Below are 13,309 nucleotides of genomic sequence, written 5' to 3'. Positions count from 1 at the left end.
AACCAATCCACTTTTATATTTTTGTTTTTTAAATTGAAAAATAACAACACAACCAACATACAATGCCAACAACACAACAATTACAAGATTTTACACAACAAGTACGTAGAGATATTTTACGCATGGTACATGCAGTGAATTCTGGTCATCCAGGAGGATCTTTAGGATGTGCTGAATTTTTAACCGTTTTATATCAAGATGTAATGACACATTCATCAGATTTTAAAATGGATGGAAACAATGAAGATTTATTTTTCTTATCAAACGGACATATTTCTCCTGTTTTTTATAGTGTTTTAGCACGAAGTGGTTATTTTTCTGTAAGTGAATTAGCTACTTTTAGAAAAATGGATACTCGTTTACAAGGACACCCAACTACGCATGAAGGTTTACCAGGAATTAGAGTTGCTTCTGGTTCTTTAGGACAAGGAATGAGCGTTGCTATTGGAGCTGCGGAAGCAAAAAAACTAAACGGAGACGATAAATTAGTATATTTATTATTGGGTGATGGAGAATTGCAAGAAGGTCAAAACTGGGAAGCAATTATGTATGCATCAGCAAAAAAAGTTGATACTTTAATTGCTACAGTAGATTTAAATGGAAAACAAATTGACGGTTCTACGGATGAAGTTTTACCAATGGGAAGCATTAAAGCAAAATTTGAAGCTTTTGGTTGGGATGTTTTAGAGGTAAAAGAAGGAAATGATATTGAAGCTATCCAAAATGGATTAGCAACTGCAAAATCAAAATCTGGAAACGGAAAACCAATTTGTATTTTATTACATACAGAAATGGGTAATGGTGTAGATTTTATGATGCATACACATGCTTGGCACGGTAAAGCACCAAGTGACGAGCAATTAGAAAATGCATTAGCACAGAATCCTGCAACTTTAGGAGATTATTAATACTGAACTTGTTTCAGTATCTTCATATTATAAACCTACAATTTTTATTGTAGGTTTTTTTTATACTTTTATTTAGAATTTAACTGTAAGAATACCTTTATCTTTACAACTAAGAAATTGAAGTTTTCAATCTTTTAATAATTTAATTTTTCAATAATTACATGAAAATAGGAATTGTATGTTATCCAACTTTTGGAGGTAGTGGAGTAGTTGCAACGGAATTAGGAATGGCTTTAGCAGATAAAGGTCATGAAGTACATTTTATAACCTACAACCAACCAGTACGTTTAGATTTTTTTACGCACAATTTACATTTTCACGAAGTATTGATGGAAGAATATCCATTATTTCAATACCAACCTTACGAGTTGGCTTTGTCTAGTAAAATGGTTGAAGTTGTAGAGAAACATCAACTAGAAGTTTTACATGTACATTATGCCATTCCACATGCTTATGCTGCTTATATGGCTAAGAAAATGTTACAAGAAAAAGATATTAATATAAAAGTGGTAACAACACTTCACGGAACAGATATTACGCTTGTTGGAAGTCACCCAACATATAAAACTGCCGTAGAATTTAGTATCAATAATTCTGACGTTGTAACAACCGTTTCTAAAAGTTTAAAAGAAGATACTTTACGCTTATTCAACATAAAAAAAGATATAAAGGTTGTTTATAATTTTATTGATACTGAAAAGTATGATAGAGCCCATGATACAGAATGCAATAGAATTGCAATAGCTAAACCAGAAGAAAAAATACTTACGCACGTTAGTAATTTTAGACCTGTAAAGCGCACACATGAAGTTATAGAAATTTTTGCAAAAGTTAATAAAGAGGTTCCGTCTAAATTATTAATGGTTGGTGATGGTCCTGAAAGGTTTAAAGCAGAAAAGTTAGCTAAAGACTTAGGTGTTGCAAAAGATGTTATTTTCTTAGGAAGTAGTAATGAGGTCGCTAAGATTTTATGTTATTCGGATGTGTTTTTATTACCATCAGAAACAGAAAGTTTTGGATTAGCAGCTTTAGAGGCAATGGCGGCAGGAACAGCTGTTATTTCTACAGATGCTGGTGGATTGCCGGAAGTAAATATTCACGGAGAAACTGGTTTTTTAAGTGCTGTTGGTGATGTTGTAGACATGGCAAAAAACACCCTAACAATCCTTAAAAACGAAGATACTTTAGCGCAATTTAAAATAAATGCTAAAGCGCATACTAAATTGTTCTCTTTAGATAATATTTTACCAGTTTACGAAGATTTGTATAAGAGTTGTTCGGTAACGGTTTAAGAATTATAATATTCAATACTCTTAATAACTAAATCTTCAGATACTTTACAATCTAATTTGTAATCTTCATAATCGTTTAGTAAAACAAAGTTTACTTGACCGTTTACGTTTTTCTTATCATGTTTTAATAAGTCAATAATAGAAGGGAAGTCCTCTTTTAAAATAGCAGTTTTTCCATAAATTGAAACAATTGTTTCTTTTACTTCTTTTAATTTTTCCTTCGGAAAATTTAATAATTCAGCAGAAACAAAACATTCACAAATCATTCCTATTGCTATAGCTTCTCCATGAGTTAGGTTGTTTTTGTGTTCAGATTCAAGAAAATAAGACTCAATTGCATGCCCAATTGTATGCCCGAAATTTAATATTTTACGCAATCCATTTTCTTTAGGATCCTGTAAAACAACTTCGTTTTTAATATTAATAGAAGTAAATATTAAATCGCTTATTTCCAGGTTTTTATTGTGTTTTATTTCATTAAATAGTTTAATGTCATACGTTAAGCCATATTTAATGATCTCAGCAGTGCCAGAACGTATTTCTCTTGGAGTAACAGTTTGCAAATAGGCATCATCTACCAATACCATTTCTGGATTAGAAAATAATCCAATTTGATTTTTCAAAACACCTAAATCTACACCAGTTTTTCCTCCAACAGAAGCGTCAACCATAGAAAGTAAAGTAGTTGGAATATTGACAAAATCAATTCCACGTTTAAAACAAGAAGCAACAAAACCACCTAAATCGGTAATAACGCCACCACCAAGTGTAATCAACAAACTTTTTCTGTCGGCTTCTAATTCCGTTAGTACATTCCAAACACCAGTACAAGTTTCTAAGTTTTTATTTATTTCCCCAGATTCAATTTCTATGACTTCAATACGCTTGTCTGTTGCTAAATTTGGAATAAATTTAGGATAACAATGCTCTAAAGTGTTTTCATCAACTAAAATAAAGATAGTAGAATAATTTTTCTCTTCAATTAATTTAGAGAGTTCTTTGTAGCTTTCTTTTTGAAAATGAACAGGATATGTAACTGCTTGTATGGTTTTCATTAGTAAATTTATTAAGCGTGCAATTTAAACAGAAAATATTCAATTATTACCATTCAAATATTATATTTGTTTCTACTAAAACGATATAGTATGAAACTTTTTGATAATACAGAAGTTGCTTTTTCATTAAAAACAGATTCTCAGTTAGAACGCGCTTATTTTTTGTTTAAAATGATACAAAACGAGCCAATGGTTCGTATAGGATCTGCGGTTACCAACTTTGCATTAAAAGTACATTTACCTGTAGAAGGTTTAATAAGATCTACAGTTTTCGACCATTTTTGTGGTGGAGTTACTGAAGATGATTGTTTGCCTATCATTGATAATATGCATAGCAATGGTAATGTTCATAGCGTTTTAGATTATTCTGTAGAAGGTAAAGACGAAGAAATAAGTTTTGATGGCGCTTTAGAAAAAATTCTAAGAATCATTAATTTTTGTGAAGAAAAAAAATCAATTCCCTATGCAGTTTTTAAACCTTCTGGTTTTGGAAGATTTGGACTGTATGTTAAAATTTCTGAAGGAAAAAAACTAACAGAAGATGAACAAAAAGAATGGGATAGAGTAGTAGCTCGTTTTCATAAAGTTTGTGAAGTAGCCTTAAAAAAGGATGTTCCTTTATTAATCGATGCAGAAGAAAGTTGGATGCAAAAATCAGCTGATGAGTTAATTGAAGAATTAATGGAAATCTATAATAAAGACAAAGCTATTGTGTTTAATACGTTACAAATGTATCGTCATGACAGAATGGATTATTTGAGAGATTTACATCAAAAAGCACATCAAAAAGGATTTTATATAGGAATGAAAGTTGTTCGTGGCGCTTATATGGAAAAAGAACGTGACAGAGCTGAAGAAAAAGGATATCCATCTCCAATTTGCCAAGACAAACAAGCAACAGACGATAATTATAATGAAGCTATAAAATACATGATGGAACACCCTAAAATGGCTTTATTTGCAGGAACACACAACGAAGAAAGTTCTTATTTGTTAATGGAATTAGCAAAAAAACACAATATAGAAAACAACGATATGCGTCTTTGGTTTGGACAATTATTTGGTATGAGCGATCATATCAGTTATAATTTAGCAAACGAAGGTTACAACGTTGCAAAATACTTGCCTTTTGGGCCAGTTAGAGACGTTATGCCTTATTTAATACGAAGAGCAGAAGAAAATACATCCGTTTCCGGGCAAACAAGTAGAGAGCTAAATCTACTTAAAACTGAGCGCAAACGTAGAAAATTATAATGACTACAGTTCAAGAAATAAAAGACCTTCTATCAAAGAATAAAAAACGCCTTGCATTAGAATTAAAGCAAAGTAAAGAAGCTGTATTTTTAATTCAAAAAGCAACACATTCGAGTTTAAACACAGAAGAAAAGGAAAAGATTAAAGTCCAATTATTAGATATCTGTAAGGCAATCCCAGCATTTACAGTGTTTATGCTGCCTGGAGGCGCACTTTTATTACCACTTCTAATAAAATTAATACCCGATATTTTACCAAGCGCCTTTAGAGAAGATCCAGAATAATTTGGGCGTTACCACGCAAAAAAAACGTGGTCGCGCTTTCCGCTATATCTTTTTTGAGAAAAACAAAAAAGGATGCCGCTGCAATCGCTAACGCGGGTGTTTTCAGTAAGCAGTTTTCAGTCACAGTCACAGTAAATCTATGTTTTCTATGTAACTATGTGGTAAAATATAATGTTTCAGTATTCAGTATTCAGTAGGCAGTATTCAGTCTTAGTCATAGTCACAGTAAAACTATGTTTTCAATATTAAAAGTGGTAAAAAAACTACATATTTTCACCATCACTTCAAGGTAAAAAAAAATCAAACCTAAAATAATTAGAGATATTAGGTGTAATTCGCTACTAAACAACTATTTTTGCACGAAATTTAAGAATACGCAAATGCAACCAATTAGAAATATCGCTATTATAGCCCACGTAGATCACGGTAAAACAACCTTAGTTGATAAGATTATTGACCAAGCAAAAGTTTTAGACGATCGTAAAGAACGTACAGATTTATTGTTAGATAATAACGATTTAGAACGTGAAAGAGGAATTACAATTCTTTCTAAAAACGTATCTGTAAACTATAAAAACACAAAGATTAACGTAATTGATACACCTGGTCACGCCGATTTTGGAGGAGAAGTAGAACGTGTATTAAAAATGGCTGATGGTGTTTTATTATTAGTTGATGCATTTGAAGGACCAATGCCACAAACTCGTTTTGTATTAGGTAAAGCCTTAGAATTAGGATTAACACCAATTGTAGTTGTAAATAAAGTAGATAAAGAAAACTGTACACCAGATTTAGTACACGAAAAAGTGTTCGATTTAATGTTTGCATTAGAAGCAACTGAAGAACAATTAGACTTTACTACAATCTATGGTTCTGCAAAGAACAACTGGATGTCTACTGACTGGCAAAACGAAACTGACAATATTGTACCTTTATTAGATGCTGTATTAGAATCTATTCCAGAAACTAAATACAACGAAGGAACTCCACAAATGCAAATTACTTCTTTAGACTTTTCATCTTTTACAGGAAGAATTGCAATTGGACGTGTTTTTAGAGGAGACTTAGAAGCAGGTAAAGATTACATGTTATGTAAAGCAGACGGTACCAATAAAAAAGTAAGAATTAAAGAACTACACGTATTCGAAGGAATGGGTAAAGTTCAAGTAGATAAAGTTCCTTGTGGAGATATTTGTGCAATTACAGGTATTGAAGGATTTGAAATTGGAGATACAATTGCAGATTTAGAAAATCCAGAAGCATTACCAAGAACTGAAATTGACAAGCCAACAATGAGTATGTTGTTTACAATTAACAACTCTCCATTTTTTGGTAAAGAAGGTAAATATGTAACATCTCGTCACTTACGTGATCGTTTATTTAAAGAATTAGAGAAAAATTTAGCATTAAAAGTTGAAACTACAGATTCTGAAGATAAATTTAACGTTTACGGACGTGGAGTATTACACTTATCTGTATTAATTGAAACAATGCGTCGTGAAGGTTACGAACTACAAGTAGGTCGTCCTCAGGTAATTATTAAAGATATTGACGGAGTAAAATCTGAACCATACGAAACATTATCTATTGATGTACCAGAAGATGTAGCCTCTAAAGCTGTAAACCTAGTTTCTTTACGTAAAGGAGACTTAATGATTATGGAACCAAAAGGAGATTTACAACACTTAGAATTTACAATTCCTTCAAGAGGATTAATTGGTTTAAGAAATAAAATTTTAACAGCAACATCTGGTCAAGCAATTATTAACCACCGTTTTTCTGAATACGGACCTTATAAAGGAGACTTTAATGAAGAAATTAAAGGAGCTATTGTTTCTGCTGCTGCTGGTAAAGCTACTGCTTATGCATTAGACCGTTTACAAGATAGAGGTAAGTTTTTTATCGATATTAACCAAGAAATATATATTGGTCAAGTTATTGGAGAAAACTCTAAGTCAGATGATATGGCAGTAAACCTTGTAAAAGGTAAGCAATTAACAAACATGCGTAAATCTGGTACAGATGATGCTATGAAAATTGCTCCAAAAATCGATTTTTCTTTAGAAGAATGTATGGAATACATTAAAGCAGATGAGTATTTAGAAGTTACTCCAGAAAGCTTAAGAATGCGTAAAATTAAATTTAAAGCATAAATAAGAGTTTGTAATACTGAACAACATTTCAGTATTATTTAATAATAAAAAACCCACCAAATTTGGTGGGTTTTTTGTTTTCAATTTTAAAATTTGATTCTGTACCTTATTAATTCAACGAAATATCTTATTTCATTACAAACTGTTCTATTATTGAAACTTCATCTTTCTTAGTAAAATTAGTTGACGCCTTTTTTAATTTTTTAATAAATTCATTAACTTCTTTTAAACTTCCAGGACCACCTAAGTTTTGTCCGTTAGAATCAAACGAGTCTGTAATTACTTCTAAATCACTATTTAAAATCAACCAAAAAGGCAATCCGGCTTTATCTCCCTTGTATTTTTTTAATAATTCTGTTGAACCTGGGTTTTCTAAGTTTTTATTTTTTTGAGATTCATTAACTACTACTGGAACTGTCACATAATTATTTTCAAAAAACTTTTTTGTACTTTCAGCTTTCATATCTTTTGTCATTTTATGACACCAACCACACCAAGAAGCCTCAAATTTAATAAAGATAGATTTCCCTTCTTTTTTAGCTTTTAATTGTGCTTTTTCTAATAGAACAGCAGTACTTTCTTGCGCCTTCACTTCAAAAATAGTAGTTAAAAAAATGGACATAAAAAGCACTAAAACTTTAATTTTCATATATATAATTTTTTAAGAATGTTTTCAAATATAAAAAAAGCTAAGGTATACAGAATGGTAAAATTTCACTTATTTTTGCAACATGAATGAATTTCAACAATTTAGAGACACACTTAATCAAAGTGTTTTAGATAACAATTTTGTAAAACTAACCTTAAGTAAACCTACCAGAAAAGGTGACGGTTTACCTAATGTTTATGTTAGGTTGGTGAAAATAAAAGGAGCAGAAATGTTTCAATTTACTTATCATTACACAACCAATGATAAAGTGAAAAATTACACCATAACAGAAGCATTATCGGAATTAGAAATCTTATTGATGGATAATTTTAGAGCAGCAACCTTATTTACGTTGGCAAATGATTTGTTAATTTTCATATCTAAAAAGAAAAAAGTTTCTTACAGAATAAATGCTGCAAGTTTTAAAAATAAATTACCTGAAACTCATGATAAACCTAAAGAACGTTTAGCAGAAGCAGGAAGTTATTTACATCATTTAGGTATTACCGATAAAGAAGGCAAGGTTATTCATAAAATGGCAGATAAATATCGCCAGATTAATAAATACTTAGAAATTATTGAAGGTTTATTAAAATCTACAAAATTGCCAAAACATATTAATATTGTTGATATGGGTTCTGGAAAAGGCTATTTAACCTTTGCTTTGTATGATTATTTAGTAAATCAAAAGAAATACAATGCAACCGTAACCGGAATTGAATTACGTAAAGAATTGGTAAGTTATTGTAACGATGTTGCAAAGAAATCTGATTTCAAAAAATTAAACTTTGTTGCACAACCCATTCAAGAATACGATAACAATAAAATTGATATTTTAATTGCATTACACGCTTGCGACACTGCAACCGATGATGCTATTTTTAAAGGTTTGTCCGCAAATTCAGAATTGATTATTTGTGCGCCTTGTTGTCATAAACAAATCCGCCAGCAAGTAAAAGGAAAAGAACAAGAGAGTCCGTTATTAAAATACGGTATTTTTAAAGAGCGTCAGTTTGAAATGGTAACCGATACTATACGAGCTTTAATTCTTGAAAAGCATAATTATAACACCAAAGTTTTTGAATTTATAAGTAATGAACATACACGTAAAAATGTAATGTTAGTAGGATCAAAATCAACAAAAAAGAGTGACACCGCTAAAATAGATACTAAAATTGCTAGCTTAAAAGATGCTTATGCAATTGAAAAGCACTATTTAGAATCACTTTTATAAAAACCTATTCAATGAAAAACTCTAAACTATTAGTTGTTATTGCTTTCTTCTCTATTTATGTAATTTGGGGATCTACATATTTATTGAATAAAATTGCAGTAGCAGAAATTGCACCTTTATTTTTAGCATCACAACGCTTTATTTTTGCTGGACTTTTAATAATGTTAATAGCAAAAGTGATGGGGTTTTCATTAAAAATAACTAAAAGACAAGCATTAAATTCTGCTATTGCAGGTTTTCTGTTTTTAGTATATGGAAATGGCGTTTTTGTTTGGGCTTTAAAATATGTAGATAGTGGTTTTGCTGCATTATTAGCATCAACGCAACCGTTATTTGTATTGTTTTTATTGCGTTTAATAGATGGAAAAAAAATGCAACGTAAATCTATTATTGGTGTTTGTTTAGGGCTTTTTGGAATGTATTTATTAGTAAGTCAAAAAGGAATTACAACTTCAGAAGGTAGTGTTTTAGGTATTTTTATGATTTTAACCTGTGTGTTAAGTTGGAGTTATGGAAGTGTATTTGTTTCCAAAGCAGATTTGCCTAAAAACTTTTTTGTTACAACAGGTTATCAAATGCTTATTGCGGGCGTTATTTTAGCAGCATCTAGTTTACTTTTTAAGGAATCTTGGATTTCTCCTTTAGATTTAAGTTTTAAAGTTCAATTATCAATGATTCTGTTAGTATTCTTTGGAGGAATTGTGGCTTTTACAGCATTTAATTACTTATTAAAAGTAGTTTCACCAGAAAAAGTAGCAACATCAGCTTATGTAAATCCTGTTGTTGCATTAGTTTTAGGTTGGTATGTTTTAGATGAAAATTTAACCACACAATCAATAATAGCTTCAGGAATTTTATTGACTGGTGTTTATTTTATAACATCCAGAAAAAGAGTAAATGATACAATTTCAAGGAAGAATTAATTTTTTTCAAATTTTACTTGTTTTAAAAAAATAAAAGACAAATATTTGCACTCACAAAACAAAGACATGACATTTATTCAAAATCATCATCATCATTTTTACAATTGCACTCGAGCGATCTAAAAATGTATTGAATAAATTCAAGATATTTAAAAACCCGTTTGAGCCAATCAAACGGGTTTTTTATTTAAAAAAAAGAGTTTTTAAGGCTCAGCATTAAAAAACCCGTTAAAATTGTCATTCCTGCGGAGGCAGGAATCTAAAACACAAGATTGCTCAAGCATAAAATTAGAAAAATGAACAAATTAAGAATTGCCATTCAAAAATCAGGAAGATTAAACCAAGATTCCTTACAAATTTTAAAAAACTGTGGAATTTCTATTGACAACGGAAAAGACCAATTAAAAGCTTCAGCAACCAATTTTCCTATTGAAGTATTCTATTTACGTAACGGAGATATTCCTCAATATTTACGCGATGGAGTTGTTGATATTGCTATTATTGGAGAAAATGTGTTAATTGAAAAAGGTAGCGATTTAGAGTTTGTAGAACGTTTAGGTTTCTCTAAATGCAAGGTTTCAATTGCGGTTCCAAAAGAATCAAATGCAACATCTTTAAAAGATTTAAACGGAAAGCGTATTGCAACTTCGTACCCAAAAACGGTTCAGAAGTTTTTAGATGAGCAAAACATTGAAGCGCAAATTCACATTATTAATGGTTCTGTAGAAATTGCTCCAAATATTGGATTAGCAGACGGAATTTGTGATATCGTCTCAAGTGGTTCAACTTTATTTAAAAACGGATTAAAAGAGATTGAAGTATTGTTGAAATCGGAAGCAGTTTTAGCAGTTTCTCCAGAAATATCTTCAGAAAGAAAAGAAATTTTAAGCAAATTACAATTTAGAATTCAATCGGTTTTAAAAGGAAAACAATCAAAATATGTATTGTTAAATGCTCCGAATGATAAATTAGAAAGCATTTTAAAATTGTTGCCAGGAATGAGAAGTCCAACCGTTTTGCCTTTGGCCGAAGAAGGTTGGAGTTCTGTGCACACCGTAATTAACAAAAACGATTTTTGGGAAATTATTGACGAGTTAAAACAAAATGGAGCAGAAGGTATTTTAGTATGTCCAATTGAAAAAATGGTACTTTAAAATGAATACAATTATAAATCCATCAAAAAAAGACTGGACTAAAATTTTAGAAAGACCAACCAAAACAGTAGATGATATTGAAGGTATTGTAAATGAGGTTTTTATTGATATTCAACAAAATGGAGATACAGCAGTAGCAAAATACACTGTTAAGTTTGATGGAGTTTCTTTAGAAAATACAATTGTTTCAGGAGAAGAAATTAAAGAAGCCATTAATTTAGTTTCTAATGATTTAAAAGAAGCAATTAATGTTGCTAAAGAAAATATTACAAAATTTCATGCAGCACAAAAAACTAAAAAAGTATTTGTAGAAACTACAAATGGTGTTGAATGTTGGCAAGAAAAAAGACCAATTTCTAAAGTTGGTTTGTATATTCCTGGAGGAACTGCACCTTTATTTTCAACAGTATTAATGTTGGCAATTCCTGCTCAAATTGCAGGTTGTAAAGAGGTTGTATTATGTTCTCCACCAAACAAAGAAGGTAAAATTCACCCAGCAATTTTATATGCAGCAAATCTTTGTGGAGTTACAAAAATTATAAAAGTTGGTGGAATTCAAGCAATTGCTGGTTTTACTTTTGGTACAGAAACCACACCGCAAGTTTATAAAATATTTGGACCTGGAAATCAATTTGTTACCGTTGCAAAACAAATAGCAACAAAACATGGTGTTGCAATAGATATGCCAGCTGGACCAAGTGAATTATTGGTTGTAGCAGACGATTCTGCAAATGCAAGTTTTGTAGCTTCAGATTTATTAAGTCAAGCAGAACATGGTGCAGATAGCCAAGTAATTTTGGTTTCAACATCAGAAAAATTAATTACTGAAGTAGAAAAAGAAATAAAATTACAATTAGCTCAATTAAGTAGAGTAGAAATTGCTCAAAAAGCAATTGACAATTCGAAATCGATTTTTGTTAAAAACGATGAAATTGCATTAGATTTAATAAATGAATACGGACCAGAACACTTTATTGTTTGTACAAATAACAATGATTTCTATGTTGATAATATAGAAAATGCAGGTTCTGTTTTTATTGGTAATTATACGCCAGAAAGTGCTGGAGATTATGCTTCAGGAACAAACCATACATTACCAACAAACGGATTTTCAAAATCGTATTCTGGAGTTAATTTAGATAGCTTTACAAAAAGTATTACGTTTCAGAAAATTTCTAAAGAAGGAATTAAATCAATAGGAAAATCTATTGAATTAATGGCAGCAGCAGAAGGTTTAGATGCACATAAAAATGCAGTTTCAATTCGTTTAAAAGATTTAAAATGATGAATATTCTAGATTTAGTAAGAGAAAACATTAAGTCTTTAAAACCATATTCATCAGCGAGAGATGAATATAAAGACGCAACTACAGATACAATGGTTTTTTTGGATGCGAATGAGAATCCGTTTGAAAATGGTGTAAATCGTTATCCAGATCCGCAACAGAATTCTGTAAAAGATTTCTTGTCTAATATAAAAGGAATTTCAAAAGAAAATATTTTATTAGGAAATGGAAGTGATGAAGTTCTAGATTTAATTTTTAGAGCTTTTTGTGAACCAAATAAAGACAACATCATCACATTACCTCCAACTTACGGAATGTATGATGTGTTATCGAATATAAATTCAGTTGAAAATAAAAGAGTTCTTTTAACAGAAGATTTTCAGCCAAAAGTAAATCAGATTTTAGAAGCTGTAGATAAAAATAGTAAAATCTTATTTTTATGTTCGCCTAATAATCCTTCTGGAAATAGTTTTTCAGTAGAAATTGTAGAAGAATTATTAAATAAATTCAACGGTTTGGTGGTAATTGATGAAGCATATATTGATTTTTCTGAACAGAAAAGCTGGTTAGCTAAGTTAGCTAATTTTCCAAATTTAGTAATAACACAAACCCTTTCTAAAGCTTATGGTTTAGCAGGAATACGTTTAGGTGTATGTTATGCATCTAAAGAAATAATATCAGTTTTAAACCGAATAAAGCCACCTTATAACGTAAACGAATTAACGCAACAAAAAGCAATAGAACGTTTACTAAAAGTTGATGAAGTTGAAAAAGAAGTTTCAGAAATTATCAATCAAAGAACATTGTTAATTGAAAGTTTAAAATCGGTTTCATTTATTCAAAATATTTACCCAACAGATTGTAATTTTGTATTGGTTAAGGTTGATGATGCAACAAAACGTTACAACCAATTAATTGCAAAAGGAGTTGTAATTAGAAATAGAACAACACAACCTTTGTGTGAAAATTGTTTGCGTTTTACGGTTGGAACAGCAACTGAGAATGAGAAATTGATTTCAGCTTTAAAAAGTTTGTAATCGAATTAGGATGTCATTCCGAACGTTAATGAAATCAATATATATATTTTGATTGAAATTACATAGCGAAGCTAATGAGGA

General features: G+C 30.5%; 12 protein-coding genes. 10 read left to right on the top strand and 2 right to left on the bottom strand.

Features of this window, described 5'->3' with window-relative positions:
- Positions 1–62 precede the first annotated feature (62 nt).
- Entirely contained in the window at positions 63–908 is an 846-nt protein-coding gene (locus tag LPB136_RS03915) for a transketolase (protein WP_072554884.1), read from the top strand.
- 161 nt (positions 909–1,069) lie between these two features.
- Entirely contained in the window at positions 1,070–2,200 is a 1,131-nt protein-coding gene (gene bshA, locus LPB136_RS03910) for an N-acetyl-alpha-D-glucosaminyl L-malate synthase BshA (RefSeq protein WP_072554883.1), read from the top strand.
- Here the strand turns inward: bshA and aroB are convergent.
- Positions 2,197–3,255: a 3-dehydroquinate synthase gene (gene aroB / locus LPB136_RS03905; protein WP_072554882.1), complete on the bottom strand. Its 1,059-nt coding sequence runs from the start codon at positions 3,253–3,255 to the stop codon at positions 2,197–2,199. The two genes, bshA and aroB, sit on opposite strands and share 4 nt — an antisense overlap.
- Before the next feature lie 90 nt (positions 3,256–3,345).
- On the opposite strand from aroB, the gene LPB136_RS03900 reads away from it, so the two are divergent.
- The 3 genes from LPB136_RS03900 (at position 3,346) to typA (ending at position 6,946) form a co-directional block, all read left to right on the top strand.
- On the top strand, positions 3,346–4,509 hold the full coding sequence (locus tag LPB136_RS03900; protein ID WP_072554881.1) for a proline dehydrogenase family protein: 1,164 nt from the start codon (positions 3,346–3,348) through the stop codon (positions 4,507–4,509).
- Positions 4,509–4,793 carry an LETM1 domain-containing protein gene (locus LPB136_RS03895; protein ID WP_072554880.1) on the top strand — a complete coding sequence of 95 codons (285 nt, stop codon included), beginning with the start codon at positions 4,509–4,511 and terminating at the stop codon, positions 4,791–4,793. The genes LPB136_RS03900 and LPB136_RS03895 overlap by 1 nt, the downstream gene beginning before the upstream one ends.
- Positions 4,794–5,173: 380 nt before the next feature.
- On the top strand, positions 5,174–6,946 hold the full coding sequence (gene typA, locus LPB136_RS03890) for a translational GTPase TypA (protein WP_072554879.1): 1,773 nt from the start codon (positions 5,174–5,176) through the stop codon (positions 6,944–6,946).
- A 127-nt stretch (positions 6,947–7,073) separates the two neighbouring features.
- Here the strand turns inward: typA and LPB136_RS03885 are convergent, their stop codons facing one another.
- On the bottom strand, positions 7,074–7,595 hold the full coding sequence (locus LPB136_RS03885) for a thioredoxin family protein (RefSeq protein ID WP_072554878.1): 522 nt from the start codon (positions 7,593–7,595) through the stop codon (positions 7,074–7,076).
- An 82-nt stretch (positions 7,596–7,677) separates the two neighbouring features.
- Between LPB136_RS03885 and LPB136_RS03880 the strand changes: the two genes are divergently transcribed.
- The 5 genes from LPB136_RS03880 (at position 7,678) to hisC (ending at position 13,228) form a co-directional block, all read left to right on the top strand.
- Complete coding sequence (locus LPB136_RS03880; protein WP_072554877.1) at positions 7,678–8,829, top strand: class I SAM-dependent methyltransferase; 1,152 nt, start codon at positions 7,678–7,680, stop codon at positions 8,827–8,829.
- Between the two features lie 11 nt (positions 8,830–8,840).
- A complete protein-coding gene (locus LPB136_RS03875) occupies positions 8,841–9,752 on the top strand; it encodes an EamA family transporter (RefSeq protein WP_072554876.1) in 912 nt (303 codons plus the stop codon).
- Positions 9,753–10,048: 296 nt separating this feature from the next.
- On the top strand, positions 10,049–10,906 hold the full coding sequence (hisG, locus tag LPB136_RS03870; RefSeq protein WP_072554875.1) for an ATP phosphoribosyltransferase: 858 nt from the start codon (positions 10,049–10,051) through the stop codon (positions 10,904–10,906).
- 1 nt (position 10,907) lies between these two features.
- Positions 10,908–12,191, top strand: a complete 1,284-nt coding sequence (hisD, locus tag LPB136_RS03865) for a histidinol dehydrogenase (RefSeq protein WP_072554874.1) — start codon at positions 10,908–10,910, stop codon at positions 12,189–12,191.
- Positions 12,191–13,228: a histidinol-phosphate transaminase gene (gene hisC, locus LPB136_RS03860; RefSeq protein ID WP_072554873.1), complete on the top strand. Its 1,038-nt coding sequence runs from the start codon at positions 12,191–12,193 to the stop codon at positions 13,226–13,228. Before hisD ends, hisC begins: the two co-directional genes overlap by 1 nt.
- Positions 13,229–13,309 lie beyond the last annotated feature (81 nt).

It is taken from the genome of Tenacibaculum todarodis, from assembly GCF_001889045.1.
GTDB classification, from domain to species: domain Bacteria; phylum Bacteroidota; class Bacteroidia; order Flavobacteriales; family Flavobacteriaceae; genus Polaribacter; species Polaribacter todarodis.
The sequence above is the reverse complement of the archived record's forward strand: the minus strand, read 5'-3'. Positions and strand labels throughout refer to the sequence as shown.

Coding starts and splice junctions, on each gene's coding strand:
- LPB136_RS03915 (WP_072554884.1), top strand. CDS start 63: ATGCCAACAACACAACAATTACAAGATTTTACACAACAAGTACGTAGA.
- bshA (WP_072554883.1), top strand. CDS start 1,070: ATGAAAATAGGAATTGTATGTTATCCAACTTTTGGAGGTAGTGGAGTA.
- aroB (WP_072554882.1), bottom strand. CDS start 3,255: ATGAAAACCATACAAGCAGTTACATATCCTGTTCATTTTCAAAAAGAA.
- LPB136_RS03900 (WP_072554881.1), top strand. CDS start 3,346: ATGAAACTTTTTGATAATACAGAAGTTGCTTTTTCATTAAAAACAGAT.
- LPB136_RS03895 (WP_072554880.1), top strand. CDS start 4,509: ATGACTACAGTTCAAGAAATAAAAGACCTTCTATCAAAGAATAAAAAA.
- typA (WP_072554879.1), top strand. CDS start 5,174: ATGCAACCAATTAGAAATATCGCTATTATAGCCCACGTAGATCACGGT.
- LPB136_RS03885 (WP_072554878.1), bottom strand. CDS start 7,595: ATGAAAATTAAAGTTTTAGTGCTTTTTATGTCCATTTTTTTAACTACT.
- LPB136_RS03880 (WP_072554877.1), top strand. CDS start 7,678: ATGAATGAATTTCAACAATTTAGAGACACACTTAATCAAAGTGTTTTA.
- LPB136_RS03875 (WP_072554876.1), top strand. CDS start 8,841: ATGAAAAACTCTAAACTATTAGTTGTTATTGCTTTCTTCTCTATTTAT.
- hisG (WP_072554875.1), top strand. CDS start 10,049: ATGAACAAATTAAGAATTGCCATTCAAAAATCAGGAAGATTAAACCAA.
- hisD (WP_072554874.1), top strand. CDS start 10,908: ATGAATACAATTATAAATCCATCAAAAAAAGACTGGACTAAAATTTTA.
- hisC (WP_072554873.1), top strand. CDS start 12,191: ATGAATATTCTAGATTTAGTAAGAGAAAACATTAAGTCTTTAAAACCA.